Annotated in this window: 18 protein-coding genes; 14 read left to right on the forward strand and 4 right to left on the reverse strand. The window is 77.5% G+C overall.

Annotation, left to right across the window (positions count from 1 at the left end; genetic code table 11):
- Positions 1-40: 40 nt before the first annotated feature.
- The 7 genes from folP (at position 41) to ACFSJS_RS05955 (ending at position 5748) form a co-directional block, all read left to right on the forward strand.
- Positions 41-907 (forward strand): dihydropteroate synthase, encoded by an 867-nt coding sequence (gene folP / locus ACFSJS_RS05925; RefSeq protein WP_380897476.1) that lies wholly within the window; start codon positions 41-43, stop codon positions 905-907.
- Positions 904-1422, forward strand: a complete 519-nt coding sequence (locus ACFSJS_RS05930) for a nuclear transport factor 2 family protein (RefSeq protein WP_380897478.1) — start codon at positions 904-906, stop codon at positions 1420-1422. The genes folP and ACFSJS_RS05930 overlap by 4 nt, the downstream gene beginning before the upstream one ends.
- Positions 1423-1629: 207 nt before the next feature.
- Positions 1630-1989, forward strand: a complete 360-nt coding sequence (folB, locus tag ACFSJS_RS05935) for a dihydroneopterin aldolase (RefSeq protein WP_380897481.1) — start codon at positions 1630-1632, stop codon at positions 1987-1989.
- The gene (gene folK / locus ACFSJS_RS05940; RefSeq protein WP_380897483.1) at positions 1986-2582 is read left to right on the forward strand and encodes a 2-amino-4-hydroxy-6-hydroxymethyldihydropteridine diphosphokinase; all 597 of its coding nucleotides are present in this window, start codon (positions 1986-1988) and stop codon (positions 2580-2582) included. The genes folB and folK overlap by 4 nt, the downstream gene beginning before the upstream one ends.
- 197 nt (positions 2583-2779) lie before the next feature.
- The gene (locus ACFSJS_RS05945) at positions 2780-3265 is read left to right on the forward strand and encodes a DUF3180 domain-containing protein (RefSeq protein ID WP_380897485.1); all 486 of its coding nucleotides are present in this window, start codon (positions 2780-2782) and stop codon (positions 3263-3265) included.
- A 92-nt stretch (positions 3266-3357) separates the two neighbouring features.
- On the forward strand, positions 3358-4581 hold the full coding sequence (locus ACFSJS_RS05950) for an amidase family protein (protein ID WP_380897609.1): 1224 nt from the start codon (positions 3358-3360) through the stop codon (positions 4579-4581).
- 87 nt (positions 4582-4668) lie between these two features.
- Positions 4669-5748: a coiled-coil domain-containing protein gene (locus tag ACFSJS_RS05955; RefSeq protein WP_380897487.1), complete on the forward strand. Its 1080-nt coding sequence runs from the start codon at positions 4669-4671 to the stop codon at positions 5746-5748.
- 28 nt (positions 5749-5776) lie between these two features.
- Here ACFSJS_RS05955 and ACFSJS_RS05960 read toward each other — a convergent pair whose 3' ends face one another.
- Together ACFSJS_RS05960 and ACFSJS_RS05965 are read right to left on the reverse strand one after the other, a co-directional pair.
- Positions 5777-7096: a PH domain-containing protein gene (locus tag ACFSJS_RS05960; RefSeq protein ID WP_380897489.1), complete on the reverse strand. Its 1320-nt coding sequence runs from the start codon at positions 7094-7096 to the stop codon at positions 5777-5779.
- A gap of 14 nt (positions 7097-7110) precedes the next feature.
- Positions 7111-7614, reverse strand: coding sequence for a PH domain-containing protein (locus ACFSJS_RS05965; protein WP_380897491.1), 504 nt, complete (start codon positions 7612-7614; stop codon positions 7111-7113).
- Between the two features lie 187 nt (positions 7615-7801).
- Between ACFSJS_RS05965 and ACFSJS_RS05970 the strand changes: the two genes are divergently transcribed.
- The 4 genes from ACFSJS_RS05970 (at position 7802) to ACFSJS_RS05985 (ending at position 12077) form a co-directional block, all read left to right on the forward strand.
- Entirely contained in the window at positions 7802-8971 is a 1170-nt protein-coding gene (locus tag ACFSJS_RS05970) for an NADH-quinone oxidoreductase subunit D (protein WP_380897493.1), read from the forward strand.
- Entirely contained in the window at positions 8968-10044 is a 1077-nt protein-coding gene (locus ACFSJS_RS05975; RefSeq protein WP_380897495.1) for an SAM-dependent methyltransferase, read from the forward strand. Before ACFSJS_RS05970 ends, ACFSJS_RS05975 begins: the two co-directional genes overlap by 4 nt.
- Before the next feature lie 36 nt (positions 10045-10080).
- Positions 10081-11307, forward strand: a complete 1227-nt coding sequence (locus tag ACFSJS_RS05980) for a sensor histidine kinase (protein ID WP_380897497.1) — start codon at positions 10081-10083, stop codon at positions 11305-11307.
- Between the two features lie 80 nt (positions 11308-11387).
- Positions 11388-12077, forward strand: a complete 690-nt coding sequence (locus ACFSJS_RS05985) for a response regulator (protein ID WP_380897498.1) — start codon at positions 11388-11390, stop codon at positions 12075-12077.
- 53 nt (positions 12078-12130) lie between these two features.
- On the opposite strand, the gene ACFSJS_RS05990 is transcribed toward ACFSJS_RS05985, so the two are convergent.
- Positions 12131-13336 (reverse strand): threonine aldolase family protein, encoded by a 1206-nt coding sequence (locus ACFSJS_RS05990; protein ID WP_380897500.1) that lies wholly within the window; start codon positions 13334-13336, stop codon positions 12131-12133.
- A gap of 62 nt (positions 13337-13398) precedes the next feature.
- Positions 13399-14508 (reverse strand): DUF5937 family protein, encoded by a 1110-nt coding sequence (locus ACFSJS_RS05995; protein ID WP_380897502.1) that lies wholly within the window; start codon positions 14506-14508, stop codon positions 13399-13401.
- Between the two features lie 536 nt (positions 14509-15044).
- Between ACFSJS_RS05995 and ACFSJS_RS06000 the strand changes: the two genes are divergently transcribed.
- The 3 genes from ACFSJS_RS06000 to ACFSJS_RS06010 are packed head-to-tail and all read left to right on the forward strand — an operon-like array spanning position 15045 to position 18636.
- Positions 15045-15956, forward strand: coding sequence for a Rossmann-like and DUF2520 domain-containing protein (locus tag ACFSJS_RS06000; protein WP_380897504.1), 912 nt, complete (start codon positions 15045-15047; stop codon positions 15954-15956).
- Positions 15957-16009: 53 nt separating this feature from the next.
- Positions 16010-16903 carry a pantoate--beta-alanine ligase gene (gene panC, locus ACFSJS_RS06005; protein WP_380897505.1) on the forward strand — a complete coding sequence of 298 codons (894 nt, stop codon included), beginning with the start codon at positions 16010-16012 and terminating at the stop codon, positions 16901-16903.
- Positions 16900-18636, forward strand: a complete 1737-nt coding sequence (locus ACFSJS_RS06010; protein ID WP_380897507.1) for an L-aspartate oxidase — start codon at positions 16900-16902, stop codon at positions 18634-18636. The genes panC and ACFSJS_RS06010 overlap by 4 nt, the downstream gene beginning before the upstream one ends.
- Positions 18637-18706 lie beyond the last annotated feature (70 nt).

Below are 18706 nucleotides of genomic sequence, written 5' to 3' on the forward strand. Positions count from 1 at the left end.
GGTGGCCGGCGGCGCGGGCCGAGCGCCTACGCTGGAGCACATGAACAGCTTGCGCGCGCTCCGCGGAGAAGTGGCCGGACTGCCCTCGTGGGACCGCTGCGCGGTCATGGGCGTGGTGAACGTCACCCCCGACTCCTTCTCCGACGGCGGCCGCTGGTTCGACACCGACGCCGCGGTCAAGCGCGGCCTGGACCTGGTCGCCCAGGGCGCGGACCTGGTCGACGTCGGCGGCGAGTCCACCCGCCCCGGCGCCACCCGCGTGGACGAGGCCGAGGAGCTGCGCCGGGTGATCCCGGTGGTGCGGGGGCTGGCCGAGGAGGGCGTGGTGGTCAGCGTGGACACCATGCGGGCCTCCGTCGCCGAGCAGGCGGTCGCCGCCGGGGCGCGGATGGTCAACGACGTCAGCGGCGGGCGCGCGGACCCGCGCATGGTTCCGGTGGTGGCCGGGGCCGAAGTCCCCTTCGTGGTGATGCACTGGCGGGGCCAGAGCGTCGACATGAACGACCGGGCCGTCTACGGCGACACCGTCGCCGAGGTCGTGGCCGAACTGCGCGGCAGCCTGGAACGGGCGACAGCCGGCGGCATCGCGCCGGAACGGATCGTCGTCGACCCCGGGCTGGGCTTCGCCAAGATGGCCGAGCACGACCTGGCACTGGTGGACGCCACCACCCGGCTGGCCCGGGAGCTGGGACGCCCGGTGCTGGTTGCGGCCTCCCGGAAGCGCTTCCTGGGCCGGGTGCTGGCCGGCGGGGACGGCACCGTGCCGCCCGCCAGGGAGCGGGACGCGGCCACGGCCGCCGTCTCGGCGCTGGCGGCGCGCGAGGGGGCCTGGGCGGTACGCGTCCACGAGGTTCGGGCGAGCGCCGACGCGGTACGCGTGGCACGAGCCCTTGAGGAGGACCGTTGAGCAAGGACGCCCGCACGGACGTCGAGGACGTCGAGGCGGCGAACGCGGCGCTGTACGAGGCCGTGGAGCGCGGCGACCTCGACGCGCTGGCCGACCGCTGGCTCGGGGACGGGATCAGCGTCGTGCACCCCGGCTGGCCGGTGCTCAGCGGCCGCGACGAGGTGCTGCGCTCGTACGCCCTGATCATGGCGAACACCGAGTACGTCCAGTTCTTCCTGACCGACGTGGAGGTCTCGGTGATGGGCGACACCGCCGTGGTGACCTGCACCGAGAACATCCTCAGCGGCGGTCCCGCCGAGGAGGACGGCTCCGCCGGCCCCCTGATCGGCGGGCTGGTGGTCGCCACGAACGTCTTCCGCAGGGCCGAGGACGGCCACTGGCGGATCTGGGCCCACCACGGCTCCCCGGTGCTCGTCGAGGAGGACGAGGAGGACGGGGCGCCCGAGGGCGGCATCGACGGCGTCGACGGCTCCGGCCCCGACGGGATCGACGGCGAGGGCGGCACCCTGCTCTGAGGGGCCCGGGAACCGGTCTGAGAGAGTGGACCGGCGGCGGTGCGCCGGCCGGACGTCCCGGAGGCCGGGGCGCGTACCGGAGGATGGACGGGACGCCGGGGGCGGCGGCCGCACCCGTACAGTCGTACGACCGGCCGACCGCCGTGCGGTCGTACGGGTGCACGACCGGCCGGCCGGCCGGTCGGTGACGACGGGAAGCGAGGGCGCATGGACCGTGTCGCGCTGCACGGACTGAAGGTCCGTGGGCATCACGGGGTGTTCGAGTGGGAACGGGAGCAGGGTCAGACCTTCGTCGTGGACCTGGTGCTCGGCCTGGACACCCGCCCGGCGGCGGCCGGCGACGACCTGGGCAGGACCGTGGACTACGGCGCGGTCGCCGAGGACGTCGCCCGGATCGTCGGGGGCGAACCGGTGGCCCTGATCGAGACCCTGGCCCAGCGGATCGCCGACCGGTGCCTGGCACACGAGGCGGTCCGGGAGGTGGAGGTCGTCGTCCACAAGCCCCAGGCCCCGGTCACCGTCCCGTTCGACGACGTGACCATCACCATCAAGCGGAGCCGCGTATGACGCCGAACAGCGACCCGACCGTCCAGCCGGTGCCCGCCTCGGTGGTGCACCAGGTGGACGCCGCCGACGTGACCCTGCACAACCCCCAGCGCGCCGTCATCGCCGTCGGCGGCAATCTGGGCAACCGCCTGGAGACCCTCCAGGGCGCGGTGGACGCGCTGGAGGAGACCCCCGGGGTGCGGGTCAAGGCGGTCTCGCCGGTGTACGAGACCGAGCCGTGGGGAGTGGAGGCGGGGACGCAGCCCGCCTACCTCAACGCCGTCGTCCTGGTGAGGACGACCCTGCCGCCCGCCTCGCTGCTGGAGCGCGCCCAGGCCATCGAGGAGGCCTTCGAGCGGGTGCGCGACGAGCGCTGGGGCCCGCGGACGCTGGACGTGGACATCCTCGCCTACCAGGACGTCGTCTCCGACGACCCCGTGCTGACCCTGCCGCACCCGCGCGCCCACGAGCGCGCCTTCGTCCTGGTGCCGTGGCGGGACGTGGAACCGGACGCCGAGGTCCCCGGCCGCGGTCCGGTGGCGGAACTGCTCGCCGGCCTCGGCCGGGAGGGCGTGGTGCTCCGCGAGGACCTGGAGCTGCGGCTGCCCGAGTGACCGCCCGAGTGACTGCCCGGGCGACTGCCCGGGCGACCGCCCGGGCGACCGGGCCCGGGCGGCGGCCGGCACCGCCGCCGCCCGGCCCCGCTCCGCCGAGTTCGTATCCGTTCCGACACCGGCACCGCCGCCGTCCCGGCGGCGGTGCCCCAGTGACGTGGCCCGTCCGACGTGGCCCGAGTGACGTGGGGAGCCCCGTGAGGGAAGTACGCATCAGGACGCTGGTCGGTCTCTTCGCCCTCGCGGTGGTGCTGTCCTGGGCGGGGGCCAGGCTGTGGAACGCGCTGGGCACCCTGCCCGCCGTGCCCGTCGCCGCCCCCGTCGTGCTCGCCGGGATCGCCGCCGTCCTGGCGGCCACCGCCCTGTCGCTGCGGTCCCGGCTGCGCGCCCAGCGCGAGCGCCGGCCCGGCGCCAAGGGCGTGGAACCGCTGATGGCCGCCCGCGCCGTCGTCTTCGGCCAGGCCAGCGCGCTGGTGGCCGCCCTGGTGGCGGGCGCGTACGGCGGCACCGGCCTGTACCTGTTCACCACCGCCCTGGACGTGGCGGCCCGGCGCGACCAGGCGGTCTACGCCGGCCTGTCGGTGCTGGCGGGCGCGGCGGTGGTGGCCGCGGCCGTCTTCCTCCAGCGGGTGTGCCGGATCCCGGAGGACGACGACGAGCCCCCGGCGGCGGCAGCGGCATAGGGCGGCACGGGGGAGCCCCGCCCGGCGGGCCCGGGGGAGGCACGGTGGACGAGGAGGTCTACGCGGCGCTGCCGGCGGCGGCGGTCGCCCGGATGGTGGCGCGGCGCGAGGCGGCCGCGGCCGAGGTGGTGGAGGCGGCACTGGGCCGGATCGCCCGCCTGGAGCCGTCGCTGCACGCCTTCCGGGAGGTGTGGGGGCGCACGGCGCGGGCGCGGGCGCGGGAGGTGGACCGCGAGGTCGCGGCGGGCGGCCGGCTGCCGCTGGCCGGGGTGCCGATCGGCGTGAAGGGCGCGGCCGGGCTCCGCTCGCCGGTCACGCGGCGGCTGCTGGAGGCCGGGTGCGTGGCGGTCGGGGCGACCTCGGTCCCCGGCCCCGGGACCGGCTGGCAGACCTGGGGCCTGGGCGCCGGCGGGCGCACCGCCAACCCCTGGCGCCGGGACCGGTCGCCCGGCGGCTCCTCCGCGGGGTCGGCGGTGGCGGTCGCGACCGGGATGGTGCCGATGGCCACCGGCACCGACGGCGCCGGGTCGGTGCGCATCCCGGCGGCGTGGTGCGGAGTGCTCGGTCTGAAGGCGACCAACGGGCTGCTCCCCACCGCCGACCGCTCGGGGCTGGCCGCACCGGGGGTCCTCGTCCGCCGCGCCGCGGACCTGGCGGTCTGGCTGGAGTGCGTCCTGGGCCGGCCCGTCCCGGACGCCGCCGCGGGGGCCGGGCAGGCGGTGACCGCGGTCTGGTCGCCGGACCTGGGCTTCGCGGGGAGCGAGGCGGAGGTCGTCCGCGTGGCGCGGGCGGCGGCGGACCGGCTGGCCGCGGCGGGTGTGGTGCGACCGGTGCCCCCGGCGGCCGGGGCGGGCGCGGCGCTGCTGGACCCCGGGGAGGCGTGGCTCGCCCTGCGCGCCCCGGGCGGGGACCGGAGGCGAGCCGAGCGGACACGGGCGGAGAACGACGGGCGCCTGGCCGCCCTCCTGGCCGGGGCGCGGCTGCTGCTGACCCCGACGACCCCCAACCGGCCCCACGGCCACGACGGTCCGGGCGAGCGGTACAGCACGGCGCTCACCTGGGCCTTCAACCTCAGCGGCCATCCCGCCGTCAGCGTCCCGGCGGGGTTCACCGCCGACGGCTGCCCGGTCGGGCTCCAGATGGTGGCGGCGAAGGGCGGGGAGGGCCTGCTCGCCGGGGTGGCGCGGGCGGCGGAGGGAGTCGGTCCGGCGGTGCGGGGCCCGGCGGGGGGTGAGAGCCGCTGCGGCCCGGGCCCCGCGCCCGGGCGGGGCAGCCCGGCCGGGCAGCCGTCCGGGGAGCCGCCCGGAGGCCGCTGACCACCGCCGTGCCGACGGGTGCTCCCCCGATAACGAATGGGGGCGGACAGTGCCTCAGGAGGTGGCGCACACGGTAAATTCCAGACCATGCCACGAGGACGCCACCGCCACGCACCGCCCCTGCACCGGCTGCTCGTGCCGTCCGCCGAGGTGGGTGTGGCACTGGTCTGCGCGGGAAGTGCCTGGCTGATCGGGGATTCCGGCGATCCGGACGTGCTGACGCTGCGCGCCCTGACCGCCGTGGCGGCCCTGGCGGCCGTCGCGGGCGCCGTGCTGCTGCGCCGCTGGGACCGGGAGGCGGGCCGGCGGGTCGGCGAGGTGAAGGCGGCCAAGGCGACGGCCGAGTGGCGGGCGGAGGAGCGCCAGGCGGAGCTGGAGACCGAGCTGGAGGAGTCCCAGGAGATCCGCCGGAAGATGGAGACCGAACTCCGCGGCAAGCGCGCCGAGCTGGAGAGGCTGCGCACCGAGCACGCCGCGCTGCTGCGCCGGTACGCCACCGCGGAGACCGAGCGGGCCAGTGCCCTGGAGGGGCGGCGGCAGCTGGCGCTGGAGGCCGCGGACCCGGCCAAGGCGCTCACCGCCGGCGCGGCCGACCACCGCAGGGCGTCGGGCGCGCCCACGCCGCTCACCTACCTCCAGGCGGACGAGGCCCTCGGCCGGCTGCGGGCGAACGCGCTGCGGCAGCGCGAGGAGCGGCACCGGCACGAGCAGGGGGAACGGGAGCGCGAGGGGCGTGAGCGGCGGGGACGGGAGGCGCCCGCGCTCGCGCCCGCTGCGGTGCCCGCGCCGTCCGGGCCGGCGCAGGAGCCGTATCCGCGGCGCTCCACGGGCCCCGGGGGCACGGCGCCCCGGGGCGGTTTCGACTTCTTCGGCACCCAGAAGCGCCCCAGGACCCCCGGGACGCAGGGCGGCCCCGCCGGGGCGCCGGCCTCCGACCAGGAGGACGACCACCACCGCGGGCACCCCCGCGGCGGCCCCTCCGGCCGGTCCGCGCCCGGACCCGGCCCCGCGCCGACGTCCCGCGGCACCCAGCGCGCCGTCGCGGGCAAGGTGATCGACCTGGGCACCCCCGCACCCGGCGACGAGCCGCCCGGCCCCCCCGCCGTGCACGAGGGCGGCGGGGCTCCGGAGGGCTCCCCGGGACGGCTGCGCCGCGCCCGCGTCTGAGCCCCGCGCCCCGGGCCCGCGTGGTCCCTCAGGTCAGCCAGCGCTCCGGACGCGCCGTGCGCCGCCCGGTGCGGGAGCGCTCGGCCTGGGCTGCGGCCACCGCACGGGCCTCCTCCGCCGCCCGCAGACGGGCCGTCACCGTGCCGTTCGCGCCGTGGTCGACGTGGACGTCCGCCAGCCCGAAGGCCCGCTCCCAGGGCCCCTGGGCGAGGCGGACGCTCTGCACCTTCGCATGCGGCACCAGCGACAGCCTGCGGCACAGCAGCCCGCGGCGGGCGGCGAAGACCGTCGCCGTCACCCCGTGGCCGTACCCCCGCCACCACAGCGGGACGACCCGGCGCGCCCGGCGCGGCGACGGCTCCAGCGCGGCCTCCGCCTCGTGCGGATCCACGCCGGGCAGCACCCGGCCCAGCACGCCGCGGGCCGTCTCCCGGTCGGCGACCGGCAACAGCACGCCGCTGCCGTCGTCCCCGCCCGCGACGTCCAGCTCCACCCGCACCCAGCCGCGCCGCCGCCACAGCAACGGCTCGACGATCCGCACCGCCTGGATGCGGCCCGGCGGGACGGTGGCGTGCGCGCGGTCCAGCAGCCCGTGGTCCACCCGCACCCCGTCCGGCGACTCGGCCACCACCCAGTCGGCCTCCTTCAGGAACCGGCCCAGGCCGCTGCGCCACACGCCGCCGACCAGCGGCACCGCGGTCGCCAGGGCGGGCCAGAGGCCGCCGGCGGCCCACCCCACCAGCGCCGGGACGACGAGGGCGGCCGCCAGCGCCCCCCAGGTGGGGCCGAGCAGCAGCAGCGAGACGGCCAGTGTCCGCGTGCCGACCCGGACCAGTTCCCGGGAGGGCGCCTCGCCCGCCTCCGCGGCCGCCTCGGGGGCCATGCCCGCCGCCCGCGCCAGCAGTTCGGCGCGGAGCGCCACGGCCTCGCGCTCGGCCAGGAACGCCAGCTCGTCCTTCCGGTCGGCACCGACCACGTCCAGCCTGAGCTTGGCCACCCCGGTGAGCCGGGCCGGCAGGGGGCGGCCGACGTCGACCGCCTGGAGGCGGTCCAGCCGGATGTGCGCCACGCGCCGGAAGAGCAGCCCGGTGCGGATGCGCAGCTCGGTCTCCGTCACCAGGTAGCTCGTCATCCACCACGACAGGAAGCCGTACGCGGCGACCGCCGGCAGCAGCACCGCCAGCCCCGCCAGCAGCCAGCCGGCCGACAGGTTCTCCACACCCCGCCGGGTCCGCTCCGGATCCTGCACGGCGAAGGCCAGTAGCGCGGCCAGCGGCGCCCACGCCCGCCGCCACGGGGTGACCGGGTGCAGCCGCCTGCCCTCGGGCCGCTCCAGGAACGCCGCCATGCCGCCGCGCCCCGTCACAGCCCCGCCGAGCGGGCCTCGCCCAGCTCGGTCAGCCTGTCGCGCAGCCGCTCGGCCTCCCCGGGAGTGAGGCCGGGGATGCGGGCGTCCGTCGCCGCCGCGGCGGTGTGCAGCTGCACCCGGGCCAGCCCGAAGCGCCGCTCCAGCGGCCCGGAGGTGACCTCCACCAGCTGCATCCGGCCGTAGGGGACGACCGTCAGCGTCCGCCAGACCACCCCGCGGGCTATCAGCAGGTCGTCGTCGCGCTCGGCGTACCGCCAGGACGCCCAGTTGCGGGCCAGGGCCCGCCATCCCCAGGCCGCGGCGGCGAGCGGCACCGCGGCGACCGACGCCCACCACGGCCCGGCGGCCGGGCCCAGCACCGCGCCCAGCGCGGCGGCCACCGGGACGAGCAGGGCGACCAGCAGCGTCCTGCGCATCCGCAGCAGCCCGCGCTCGACGCCGCGCCACTCCCCGGCCCCGGGGAGCCGCCGTACGTCCGCCCCTGATGTCCGACTCATACGGGCAAGCGTATGCGGGAGCGGTGACGGTGCGTGTCCGCCGCCGGGACGAGACGGGCCGGGCGGCCTCGGTCCCCGGAAGGAGGCGGACCGGGCGGTCTCGGCCCCCGGAACGGGACGGGCGGCGGCCCCCGGGGGCGCGGGCCACAGGCCCGCGGCCCCGGCGGAGCTGCCAGACTGGGGGACCATGAGCGATCCCGGCACCTCCACCGAGCCCACCGTGACCACAGTCGGCGTCGGCGGTGCGGCGGAGAGCACCGACATGGTGCTCAACATCGGTCCGCAGCACCCCTCCACCCACGGCGTGCTGAGGCTGCGGCTCGTGCTGGACGGCGAGCGGATCTCCGCCGCCGAGCCGGTGATCGGCTACATGCACCGCGGCGCCGAGAAGCTGTTCGAGGTGCGCGACTACCGGCAGATCATCGTCCTGGCCAACCGCCACGACTGGCTGTCGGCCTTCTCCAACGAGCTGGGCGTCGTCCTGGCCGTCGAGCGGATGCTGGGCATGGAGGTCCCCGAGCGGGCCGTGTGGGGGCGCACGCTGCTGGCGGAGCTGAACCGGGTCCTCAACCACCTGATGTTCCTCGGCTCCTACCCGCTGGAGCTGGGCGCCATCACGCCGATGTTCCACGCCTTCACCGAGCGGGAGGACCTCCAGCACGTGATGGAGGAGGTCTCCGGAGGGCGCATCCACTACATGTTCAACCGGGTCGGCGGCCTCAAGGAGGACTTCCCGGCCGGCTGGCTCGGACGGGCGCGCCACGCCGTCGCCGCCGTCCGCGCCAGGATGGACACCTACGACCGGCTCGTCCTGGGCAACGAGATCTTCCGCGGCCGCACCCGCGGCGTCGGCGTCCTCGCCCCGGAGACCGTCCACGCCTACGGCGTCAGCGGCCCCGTCGCCCGCGCCTCCGGCGTCGACTTCGACCTGCGCCGCGACGAGCCGTACCTGGCGTACGGGGAGCTGGCGGACGTCCTGAGGGTCGTCACCCGCACCGAGGGGGACTGCCTGGCCCGCTTCGAGGTGCTGCTGGAGCAGACCCGCAACTCCCTCGACCTCGCCGACGCCTGCCTGGACCGCCTCGCCGAGCTGCCGCCCGGCCCGGTCAACCAGCGGCTGCCCAAGGTGCTCAAGGCACCCGAGGGCGCCACCTACGCCTGGACGGAGAACCCGCTCGGCCTCAACGGCTACTACCTGGTCTCCCGGGGGGAGAAGACGCCCCACCGCCTCAAGCTCCGGTCGGCGTCGTTCAACAACGTCCAGGTGCTGGGCGAGCTGCTGCCCGGCACGCTGGTCGCCGACATGGTGGCGATCCTGGGCTCGATGTTCTTCGTCGTCGGCGACATCGACAAGTGACCGGCGGCGGACGGGCGGCCGGACCGCCCCCCGGTGCGCCGCCGGGGGCCCGGCGCTGGCGCGAGGCGGCCCAGGAGGCGCTCTACGGCCCGGAGGGGTTCTTCCTGCGCCACGCCCCCGCCGAGCACTTCCGCACCTCCGTGCACGCCTCCCCGCTGTTCGCGCGGGCGGTGGCCGGTCTGCTGGTGCGGGTGGACGAGGTCCTGGGGCACCCCCGCGAGCTGGCGCTGGTCGACCACGGCGCGGGCCGCGGCGAGCTGCTGACCGGCGTCCTGGCCGCGCTGCCCGGCGGCGTCGCCGCCCGGACCCGCGCCCACGCCGTCGAGCGCGCCCCCCGCCCGGAGGGCCTGGACCCGGCGATCGGCTGGTCCGACGCGCCGCCGGACGGCGCGGTGGGCCTGCTGTTCGCCAACGAGTGGCTGGACGACGTGCCCGTGGACGTCGCCGAGGCGGACTCCGGCGGCGTCCCCCGCTACGTCCTGGTGGACCGCGACGGCACCGAGTACGCGGGCGGGCCGGTGACGGGCCGGGACGCCGACTGGCTGGCCCGCTGGTGGCCGTCGGCCGCCGAGCCCGGGGCGCGCGCCGAGATCGGCCGCCCGCGCGACACCGCCTGGGCCGCCGCCGTCGCCCGTCTGGAGCGCGGCCTGGCCGTCGCCGTGGACTACGCGCACACCCGCGCCGCCCGGCCGCCGCTGGGCACCCTCACCGGCTACCGGGACGGACGCCAGGTGCCGCCCGTACCCGACGGCCGGTGCGATCTGACCGCCCACGTCGCCCTCGACGCCTGCGCGGCGGAGGCCGAGCGCGACGGGGCGACCGGTCCCGGTCTGCTGGTCACCCAGCGCGCGGCCCTGCGCGCCCTGGGCGTCGACGGCGCCCGCCCGCCCCTGGAGCTGGCCTCCCGGGACCCGGGCGGCTACCTGCGGCGGCTGGCCGCGGCGGGGGAGGCCGCCGAGCTGACCGATCCCGCTGGCCTGGGGGCCTTCACCTGGCTGCTCCAGCCCCGCCGCGCCCCCCTGCCTCCACCCTGGGGAGTAGGGGGAAGCCGACCGGATCGCCCCTCCGGCTGACTCCCGCACGTACCGCGTCTGCCTACGCTGGGTTATGTGCACCGGCTTTACGAGTTCATACGCAGGCACCCCACCCTGGTCGACGGGATGTGGGCGTTCGTCCTGCTGATGTTCTCCTCCCTGTGGCTCGTCACCCTCGTGACGAACCCGGAGACGGCGCGGAACGTGGAGCAGGACGAGGCGCGGCAGCTCGCCTCGGTCCCCATCGTCCTGGCCCTGTGCACGGTCGTGGCCCTGCGGCGCCGGGCGCCGGAGAAGATGCTGCTGCTGGCAGCCGGGGCGGGGGCGGCGGAGCTGGCGACGGGGGCGTTCCCGATGCCGGCCAACTTCGCCCTGCTGGTGATCGTCTTCACCAACGCCTCCCGCGCCGCCCGCTGGGCGTCCCGCGCCGCCCTCGCCGGTGCCCTGGTGGCCCCCACCCTCCACACGCTGCGCTGGCCCGGCGAGGACCAGAGCACCGCCAACGCGGTGGTGGGCACGGTCTTCCTGACCGCCACCTTCCTCCTCGCCTGGGTGATGGGCGACTCGCTGCGCACCCGGCGCGCGTACTACGAGCAGCTGGAGGAGCGCGCCGCCCGGCTGGAGCGGGAGCGCGAGGCGCAGGCCAAGGTCGCGGTCGCCGCCGAACGCGCCCGGATCGCCCGCGAGCTCCACGACGTCGTCGCGCACAACGTCTCGGTGATGGTCGTCCAGGCCGACGGCGCCGCCTACGTCATGGACACCGCACCCGAGCAGGCCCGCAAGGCGCTGGAGACCATCTCCGGCACCGGCCGCCAGGCGCTGTCGGAGATGCGCCGGCTGCTGGGCGTGCTGCGCACCGGCGAGCACTCCGAGGGCGGCGAGTACGTGCCGCAGCCCGGCGTGGAGCAGATCTCGGAGCTGATCGAGCAGGTGCGCGGCACCGGCCTGCCGGTGGACTTCCGGATCGAGGGCGCCCCGCGCCCCCTGCCCAGCAGCGTCGAGCTGACCGCGTACCGCATCGTCCAGGAGGCGCTGACCAACACCCGCAAGCACGGCGGCCCGGAGGCGGGCGCGACCGTGCGGCTGACCTACGGCGCCGACGACCTGACGCTGCTCGCCGAGGACGACGGCCGCGGCGCGCAGCACGAGCTGTACGCGGTGGGCGGGCTGGACGGGCTCGGCCAGGGGCTGATCGGCATGCGCGAGCGCGTCGGCATGGTCGGCGGCAGCCTGGACGCCGGCCCCCGGCCGGGCGGCGGCTTCCGGATCAGCGCGGTGCTGCCGCTGAAGAGCGGCACGTGAGGGCGCGGACCCGTGGACCGCGTGATCGGCACATCTCCCGCGGAGCGCGCGGGAGCACCACACCACCCCGAGGGGAGACCATGACCGTCCGCGTGATGCTGGTCGACGACCAGGCACTGCTGCGCACCGGCTTCCGCATGGTGCTGGACGCCCAGCCCGACATGGAGGTCGTCGCCGAGGCCGGCGACGGCGCCGAGGCACTGGAGAGGCTGCGCGTCACCGCGGTGGACGTGGTGCTGATGGACGTGCGGATGCCCCGCCTGGACGGGGTCGAGGCCACCCGCCGCATCTGCGAGCGGGGCGAGGGCGGCCCCGGCGGTCCCCGGGTGCTGATCCTGACCACCTTCGACCTGGACGAGTACGCCTTCTCCGCCCTGCGGGCCGGGGCGAGCGGCTTCCTGCTCAAGGACGTGCCGCCGGGTGAGCTGCTCGCCGCCATCCGCGCCGTCCACAGCGGCGACGCGGTGGTCGCGCCGTCCACCACCCGGCGCCTCCTCGACCGCTTCACACCGCTGCTGCCCACCGCCGCCGGCGGGGAGGGGCCCCGGGAGCTGGGCCGGCTCACGGACCGCGAGCGCGAGGTGCTGCTGCTGGTCGCCCAGGGACTGTCGAACGGCGAGATCGCGCGGCGGCTGGTGCTCTCGGAGGCCACCGTCAAGACGCACGTGGGCCGCATCCTCACCAAGCTGGAACTGCGCGACCGGGTCCAGGCGGTGGTGCTGGCGTACGAGACGGGGCTGGTGCGCGCGGGCAGCGGGCGGGGCGCGTGACGGCGGGAGCGTGACGGCGGGCACCCGCCCGCCCCGGCCGGGGCGGGTGCCGGTCAGTCCGGCCGGACGCGGGCCAGGAAGGCCGACAGCGCCTCCCGCACGTCCCCCGGCCCCCAGGCCAGGCCCGGGGCGGCGACCGTCACCTCCGTCATGGCCAGCCCGGGCGGGCCCGGCTCGCGCCACGCGCGGAAGAGCACGGTCCCGTCCTCCTCGGCCTGCCGCACGGCCGCCTCCGTCAGCACCTCGGCGTCGTACGGCAGCCACACTTGGAACTGGTGGGTGTGCGGCTCCTCCGGATGGACGCGGAACCACGGCACCCCGGCCTCCGCCAGCCCCTCCCGCAGGGCGCCCGCGACCGCCTTCGCGTGGGCCGCGTACTCCGGCAGCCGCGGCAGCTCCCGCTCCAGCCCCACCAGGGCGGCCAGCGCGGCGGGCCACTGCTGGAAGAGCTGCCCGCCGTAGCGGTGCCGCCAGGCGCGGGCCTCCTCCACGAAGTCCTCCGGGCCGGCCAGCGCGGCTCCCGACAGGCCGCCGAGCGACTTGTAGAAGGAGACGTACACGCTGTCGGCCAGGTCCGCGATCTCCGGGAGCGTGCGTCCGAAGTGCGCGGTGCACTCCCACAGCCGCGCCCCGTCGAAGTGCACCACCGCGTCCCGCTCCCGCGCCGCCGCCACGGTCTCCGTCAGCTCGTCCCACGTCGGCAGCACGAAGCCCGCGTCGCGCAGCGGGAGTTCCAGCAGCAGCGTGCCGAACGGCTCGTCCAGCTCCCGCACCTCCTCGGCGGTGGGTGGACGCGGCGCACCGGTGGGGTGGACGGTGCGCACCCCGCTCACGTGCGTCAGCGCGCCCCGCTCGTGGCGCTCGGGGTGCGACAGCGGGTGCAGGGCGACGACGGGGCTGCCGGTGCGCCCCGCCCAGCACCGCAGGGCGACCTGCTGGGCCATGGTCCCGGTGGGGAAGAACGCGGCGGCCTCGGCGCCCAGCAGGGCGGCGGTGCGCTCCTCCAGGTCGGCGACGATCCCGTCACCGTAGAGGTCGGGACCGCGCTCCAGGTCGTAGGCGGCGGCGCCCTCCTCGGCCAGCCGGGCCAGCCGCCCGGCGATCGTCCCGGCCGGCAGCCCCTCCGACAGCCTGCGCCGTGCCCCGTTCCACGCGGCGGCCCTGCGCGCCCGCCGCTCCTCCGGGCTCGCGGAACCCCCCGGACCCGCGGAGCTCCCGTCCGGGCCCGCGTGCGCCTCGTCGACCGTGTCACCACTCATGCGCCCGATGATCCCCGACCGCGGCGGCCGGCGCCGCTCCGTTCCGCGGGCCGGCCGCGGCCCTACCGCAGCACCGCCTCGAGGAAGTCGCTGCCCAGCCGCGCCACCACGGCGACGTCCAGCCGGTGCTGCACGTACCGGCCCTGCCGCCGCGTGGTCAGCAGACCCGCCTCCCGCAGCACCTTCAGGTGCCGGGACACCTCCGGCGCGGTGATCCCCAGGGCGTCCGCCAGCTCACCGGTGGTGTACGGGGCGCGCGCCAGACTGCGGCACAACCGGGCGCGCACCGGGTGGGCCAGGGCGTCCAGGCGGCGCTGCATCAGCTCCACCGAGCCCGGCCCCGCCCGCAGCTCGCGCGAGACGGCGGGGTACTCGACCACCGGCCGCCAGCCCGGGGCGTGCAGCACCAGCAGGTGCGGCCAGCCGAAGGCGGTGGGCACCAGGGTCAGCCCCGGACCGACCGCCGGGTCCACCGCCGTCGTCCGGCCCCGCGCCAGCTTGTCGACCACCACGCGCCGCTCCCGGCCGTCCTCCTCCAGCGCGACCGCCGGGGAGACGGCGGCCAGCGCCTCGGCCAGCCCCCTGCGCCGCAGCAGCTCCGTCTTGTGCCGGGCGTCGGCGGCGAGCTGTCCGCGCACCCGCTGCCAGGTGTCGGCGAAGAAGGCCTGGTCGCAGTCCTCCAGCAGCCGCCGTATCCAGGCCCGCACGGCGGGCGGGTCGGCCAGCAGGTGCCGGACGAAGTCGAGCTGCCCGGGCCCGCGCGCGGCGGCCCGCTCCAGGGCCCGCCGCCGGGCCCCCTCGTCGGTCAGCGGGGACGGGCCGCCCTCGCAGTAGTCGCCGCCGCAGTTGATCTCCAGCGCGGCCCGGACGTACCGCTCGTCGTCCATCCGGTCGACGGTGTCCAGCTCCTCGGCGAGGGTCGCGCCGGGACGGGGACCGCCGGGCAGCAGCACGTCGGAGCGGGTGGAGCGCCACAGGATGTCCGCCTCGGCCAGCCGCCCGGCGAGGTCCGGTTCCAGGGCGGCGAGCGTCGTGGTCGTCCACCCGTGCAGCCCGGGGTGGTGCGCGGGCTCGGAGAGGGCGTGCAGGGCGGCGCCCAGCTCGGCCAGCGGGGAGGGGGAGAAGACGACGTGCTCCTCGGGCAGGCCGGTGATGTCGATGACGACGCTCATGGGGTCATCCTGCCCGCCGCGGGCCGCCGCCGGGCCGCCGATTGACGGCGTCCGTCAATCGGCGTGCCCGGCCGCGACGGCCGGGAGCAGCGTGGAGGCATGAGCCTGCACGCCGAGTACGCACTGATCCAGTACCGCGCCGCCCGGGCCGGGCAGCGGCCGCCGCCCGCGCCGGGCACGGTGCGGGCGGCGCGGGGAAAGGCCCCGGCCCCGGCCCCGGGCACCGCCCGGCTCCGCCCGCCGGCGGCCGACGCGGGGCAGGGCCCCGGCCCGGGGGCCGTCCGGCGGCTCCCCCGGCCCCGCCGGCCCCACCGGCCCGGAGCGCGCGGCGGCTGCTGAGCCCTCCCCCGGACCCTCCCGCGCCCCCGGCCGCGGGAGGGCCCCCGGGGGCCCCGGGAGCCCGAGGGGACGGCGGCGGGCACCGCACCGGACCCCGGTGCCGCGCCACCGGGCGGACGGCACGCCGCACGTCCGCGTAGCATGGCCACAATCGTCCGGTACCGGATCCCTCGGACTGGAACGGAAGGCCAGCTCACGTGAATCAGAACCCCTCCGGCGCGGCCGGGGACCGCCCTGCGCGCCTGACCGTCGGCGTCGTCGGCGCCGGGCGCGTCGGCCCCGCCCTGGCCGCCGCGCTGAAGCTCGCGGGACACCGCCCGGTGGCCGCCTCCGGCGTCTCCGACGCCTCCCGGCGCCGGGCCGAGGCCCTGCTGCCGGGGGTGCCGCTGGTGGAGCCCTCCGAGGTGCTGGCCCGCGCCGACCTCGTCCTGCTCACCGTGCCCGACGACGCGCTGCCCGGACTGGTCTCGGGCCTGGCCGAGACCGGCGCCGTACGGGCCGGCCAGCTGCTGGCGCACGCGTCGGGCCGCTACGGCACCGCCGTCCTCGACCCCGCCACGCGGGCCGGCGCCCTGCCGCTGGCGCTGCACCCGGTGATGACGTTCACGGGCACCCCCGTGGACGTCCCGAGGCTGGCGGGGTGCTCGTTCGGGGTCACCGCGCCCGAGGAGCTGCGGCTGGCCGCCGAGGCGCTGGTCATCGAGATGGGCGGGGAGCCGGAGTGGATCGCCGAGGAGGCCCGCCCGCTCTACCACACGGCCCTGGCCGTCGGCGCCAACCACCTGGTCACCCTGGTCGCGCAGGCCATGGAGCTGCTGCGCGCGGCCGGGGTCTCCGCCCCCGACCGGATGCTGGGCCCGCTGCTGGGCGCCGCGCTCGACAACGCCCTGCGCTCCGGCGACGCCGCGCTGACCGGCCCGGTCGCCCGCGGCGACGCGGGAACGGTCGCCGCCCACATCGCCGAGCTGCGCCGCCACGCCCCGCAGGCGGTGGCGAGCTACCTGGCCATGGCGCGCGCCACCGCCGACCGGGCGCTGGCGGGCGGGCTGCTCAAGCCCGAGCTGGCCGAGGACCTGCTGGAGGTCCTCTCCGACGGGAGCGCCCGGTGACCGCCGGGCCGACCGGTCCCGCCGGGCCGGCCGCCGAGCGAAGGAGCCCGACCGTGCCCGTGCCCGTGCTGCGCACCGCCGCCGAACTGCGCGCCCTGCCGCGGCGGGGGCGCCGTGCGGTGGTGATGACCATGGGGGCCCTGCACGAGGGCCACGCCGCCCTGGTCCGCGCCGCCCGCGAGAGGACCGGACCGGAGGGCCAGGTGGTGGTCACCGTCTTCGTCAACCCGCTCCAGTTCGGCGCCGGCGAGGACCTGGACCGCTACCCGCGCACCCTCGACGCCGACCTGGAGGTGGCCGCCGGCGCGGGTGCCGACGCCGTCTTCGCGCCGCCGGTGGAGGAGGTCTACCCCGGCGGGGAGCCGGAGGTGAGGATCAGCGCGGGGCCGATGGGCGGGCGCCTGGAGGGCGCGTCCCGGCCGGGGCACTTCGACGGGATGCTGACGGTCGTCGCCAAGCTCCTCCACCTCACCGCCCCCGACCTGGCCCTCTACGGGGAGAAGGACGCCCAGCAGCTCGCCCTGATCACCCGCATGGTCCGCGACCTGAACTTCCCCGTGGAGATCGTGGGCGTGCCCACCGTGCGCGAGGCCGACGGGCTGGCCCTCTCCAGCCGCAACCGGTACCTCTCGCCCGGGGAGCGCACCACGGCCCTGGCCCTCTCCCGCGCCCTGTTCGCCGGACGCGACGCGCTCGCCGCCGGCGGCGGCCTCCGCGCGGCCCGCGCCGCCGCCGGGGAGGTGCTCGCCCGGGCCGCGGAGGCGGATCCGCCGCTGGTCCTCGACTACCTTGCGCTGGTGGACCCGTCCGACTTCACCGAGATCGGCGACGACGGCGACGCCGCCGGCGGGGGCGAGGCCGTGCTCGCCGTGGCGGCACGGGTGGGCGCCACCCGACTCATCGACAACGTCCGGCTCCGTCCCGGACACCCCGGAGGAGCCCGGTGAACGACACCGCGAACCAGATCCCGGAGCGCTCCCGAGACGCGGGCCTGCGGCTGACCGCGCCGCCCCCCGGCTGGGCGATCGAGGCCGACGTGGTGGTGGTCGGCTCCGGTGTGGCCGGGCTGACGACCGCCCTGCGCTGCGCCGCCGCCGGGCGCAGGACGGTGATCGTCACCAAGGCGCGGCTGGACGCCGGGTCCACGCGCTGGGCGCAGGGCGGGATCGCCGCCGCGCTGGGCGAGGGCGACACCCCCGGGCAGCACCTGGACGACACCCTGGTCGCGGGCGCGGGCCTGTGCGACGAGGAGGCCGTGCGCACGCTGGTCACCGAGGGGCCCGGCGCGGTCCGGCGGCTGATCGACGCCGGCGCGCGGTTCGACACCTCCGCCGAGACGGGGGAGATCGCGCTGACCCGCGAGGGCGGCCACCACCGCCGCCGCATCGCCCACGCGGGCGGTGACGCGACGGGGGCGGAGATATCCCGGGCCCTGGTGGCGGCCGTGCGCGGCGCCTCGATCGAGACGGTCGAGAACGCCCTCGTCCTGGACCTCCTCAAGGACGCCGGCGGCCGCGCCGCGGGTGTCTCCCTGCACGTGATGGGCGAGGGGCGGCACGACGGCGTGGGTGCCGTCCACGCCCCGGCCGTGGTGCTGGCCACCGGCGGCATGGGGCAGGTGTTCTCCGCGACCACCAACCCGGCCGTCTCCACCGGGGACGGCGTGGCACTGGCGCTGCGGGCCGGTGCGGAGGTCTCCGACCTGGAGTTCGTCCAGTTCCACCCGACCGTGCTCTACCTGGGGCCCGGCAGCGAGGGCCAGCAGCCGCTGGTGTCGGAGGCCGTGCGCGGCGAGGGCGCGCACCTCGTCGACGCGGACGGCGTCCGCTTCATGGCGGGGCGGCACGAACTGGCCGAGCTGGCGCCGCGCGACATCGTCGCCAAGGGCATCATGCGGCGGATGCGGGAGCTGGGCGCCGACCACATGTACCTGGACGCCCGGCACTTCGGCGCCCGGATGTGGGAGGAGAGGTTCCCCACCATCCTGGCCGCCTGCCGCGCCCACGGCATCGACCCGGTCACCGAGCCGATCCCGGTCTCGCCCGCAGCCCACTACGCCTCCGGCGGCGTGCGCACCGACCTGGCGGGCCGTACCACCGTGCCCGGCCTGTACGCGTGCGGCGAGGTCGCCTGCACCGGCGTGCACGGCGCCAACCGGCTGGCCTCCAACTCGCTGCTGGAGGGCCTGGTCTTCGCCGAGCGGATCGCCGCCGACATCACCGGCTCCCCGGCCCGCGTCCCCGAGCCCCCCGTGCCCGCCGGCGAGCGGCGGTCCGTCCCGCTGCTGCCGCCCGAGGCCCGGTCGGCGATCCAGCACGCCATGACCGCCGGCGCCGGCGTGCTGCGGTCCGCCGAGAGTCTCGCCCGGGCCGCCGCCGAGCTGGACGGGCTGGCCGCGGCCGCGGCCGACCCGGTGTCGGGCAAGTCCGCCGAGCCCGGAGTCGAGGCGTGGGAGACCACCAACCTCCACCTCGTCGCCCGTGTCCTGGTGGCCGCCGCCCTGCGCCGCACCGAGACCCGCGGCTGCCACTGGCGCGAGGACCACCCCGACCGCGACGACGCCTCCTGGCGCCGGCATCTGGTCGCCGCCCTGAGTCCCGCCGACGGGGGCTCCACCCTCGTCGTCCGTACGACCCGCTCGACCGCCTTCCCACCGGTCGTCCCCGAGGGGACGCGGTGAGCGGCGCACGCGCGGCCGCCCGGTCGCACATCATCACGGTCCCGCGCCATCGCCGCGTGGGCGGAGAAAG

It is taken from the genome of Streptomyces desertarenae (genome assembly GCF_042681365.1).
Taxonomy (GTDB): Bacteria; Actinomycetota; Actinomycetes; order Streptomycetales; family Streptomycetaceae; genus Streptomyces; species Streptomyces desertarenae.

What these genes read in the sequence shown, in the direction of transcription:
- folP (WP_380897476.1), top strand. Translation starts at nt 41, where the DNA reads ATGAACAGCTTGCGCGCGCTCCGCGGAGAAGTGGCCGGACTGCCCTCG.
- folB (WP_380897481.1), top strand. Translation starts at nt 1,630, where the DNA reads ATGGACCGTGTCGCGCTGCACGGACTGAAGGTCCGTGGGCATCACGGG.
- folK (WP_380897483.1), top strand. Translation starts at nt 1,986, where the DNA reads ATGACGCCGAACAGCGACCCGACCGTCCAGCCGGTGCCCGCCTCGGTG.
- ACFSJS_RS05950 (WP_380897609.1), top strand. Translation starts at nt 3,358, where the DNA reads ATGGTGGCGCGGCGCGAGGCGGCCGCGGCCGAGGTGGTGGAGGCGGCA.
- ACFSJS_RS05955 (WP_380897487.1), top strand. Translation starts at nt 4,669, where the DNA reads ATGCCACGAGGACGCCACCGCCACGCACCGCCCCTGCACCGGCTGCTC.
- ACFSJS_RS05960 (WP_380897489.1), bottom strand. Translation starts at nt 7,096, where the DNA reads ATGGCGGCGTTCCTGGAGCGGCCCGAGGGCAGGCGGCTGCACCCGGTC.
- ACFSJS_RS05965 (WP_380897491.1), bottom strand. Translation starts at nt 7,614, where the DNA reads ATGAGTCGGACATCAGGGGCGGACGTACGGCGGCTCCCCGGGGCCGGG.
- ACFSJS_RS05970 (WP_380897493.1), top strand. Translation starts at nt 7,802, where the DNA reads ATGAGCGATCCCGGCACCTCCACCGAGCCCACCGTGACCACAGTCGGC.
- ACFSJS_RS05985 (WP_380897498.1), top strand. Translation starts at nt 11,388, where the DNA reads ATGACCGTCCGCGTGATGCTGGTCGACGACCAGGCACTGCTGCGCACC.
- ACFSJS_RS05990 (WP_380897500.1), bottom strand. Translation starts at nt 13,336, where the DNA reads ATGAGTGGTGACACGGTCGACGAGGCGCACGCGGGCCCGGACGGGAGC.
- ACFSJS_RS05995 (WP_380897502.1), bottom strand. Translation starts at nt 14,508, where the DNA reads ATGAGCGTCGTCATCGACATCACCGGCCTGCCCGAGGAGCACGTCGTC.